Source organism: Paenibacillus forsythiae T98 (genome assembly GCF_000520735.1).
GTDB classification, from domain to species: Bacteria; Bacillota; Bacilli; order Paenibacillales; family Paenibacillaceae; genus Paenibacillus_AQ; species Paenibacillus_AQ forsythiae.
On record NZ_ASSC01000283.1, the window covers coordinates 1 to 1,152 of the forward strand.

The window sequence follows — 1,152 nt, forward strand, 5'->3', positions numbered from 1 at the left end:
CCCAAAGACGGTCAGCGTTACCAGCGGATTCTCCTTCATGTTGCGGACCAGCCTCGAACGATGGTCGATCGCCAGCCTGAGCGTGGAAGCATCCACCGCATAGACCCACGAAATCGCCGTGGACGTAGGGCCGCCGCTCTCCGCATCAACGGTATTAAGCAGCACAAATGTTTCGTTCTGCAGCATCTTCAACAAGGATTCGGTAAGCTGGGCAGCGGATTCGGACATGTTGACAGGCCCCCTTGTGCAGCATGTTGGAACTTAGTTAATTATATTATAGCATATGCCCAAACTTGCATTCAATTTGCGAGCCGGAGCTATCGGATGTCCCGCCCGTCTACGGAGCCACGGACGCCGCCGGAGCGGCTCCGGCCAGCCGGTTCCTCAGACTCTGCTTCGCGGCATCGAGAGTCTCTTCGTTAATATATACATAAGGGCTGCTCCAGGTGCCGGTTACCGGCTTAAATTCCACGTTCTCCTTGGACATTTTCCAGTACGCCGCAATCAGGTTCCGGATCTGATCCTTCTCGATGTCGGTCTTCATATTATCGTTGATCGCATCCAGCACCCCGCCGATTTTTACGGCTCCCCCCAGCGACTGCATCTGATCCATGAGCGAATGCAGCACCTCGCTTTGGCGCCGGTTGCGGTCGAAATCGTCGGAGGGGTTCGTCTTCGGCTTACAGTTGGATTTGCGGTAACGGACATAATCGAGCGCGTCGTCGCCGCCAAGCTCGGCCGGACCCTTTTTCAGATTGATATCGGTGCCGTCCACGCTGTCCGTATAGCACATATCCTCGCTGATATTGACCTTCACGCCGCCAAGCTCGTCGACCACCTCACGGAAGGCCTGAAAATTAAGCACGGTTACGTAGTCAATAGGGACGCCCAGATACTTGCCCATCATCGTCTTCATTTCATCCTCGGCGGAGATGCCGGAGGTGTCTTCCTTATCCTTGAAACGCGAATAAAACGCATTGATCTTCGTTCTCTTGTAGCCGTCCAGCTCCATATACGTATCTCGGGGAAGCGACACAATCGTTGCCGATTCCGTCTGCGGATTGAGTGAGACCACCATAATGACATCCGTCAGATACGATTTATGCTCCGGCCGGTAATCTGTACCGAGCAGCAGCACCGTCAGCGGCTTTA

At 54.4% G+C, this 1,152-nt stretch carries 2 protein-coding genes; both read right to left on the reverse strand.

The window, feature by feature from the left end:
* Positions 1-228, reverse strand: a 228-nt coding sequence (locus L692_RS0109285) for a pyridoxamine 5'-phosphate oxidase family protein (protein WP_025699243.1), incomplete at its 3' end; no start/stop codon positions are given.
* A gap of 109 nt (positions 229-337) precedes the next feature.
* A partial coding sequence (locus L692_RS0109290) for an LCP family protein (RefSeq protein WP_025699241.1) occupies positions 338-1,152 on the reverse strand: 815 nt, incomplete at its 5' end.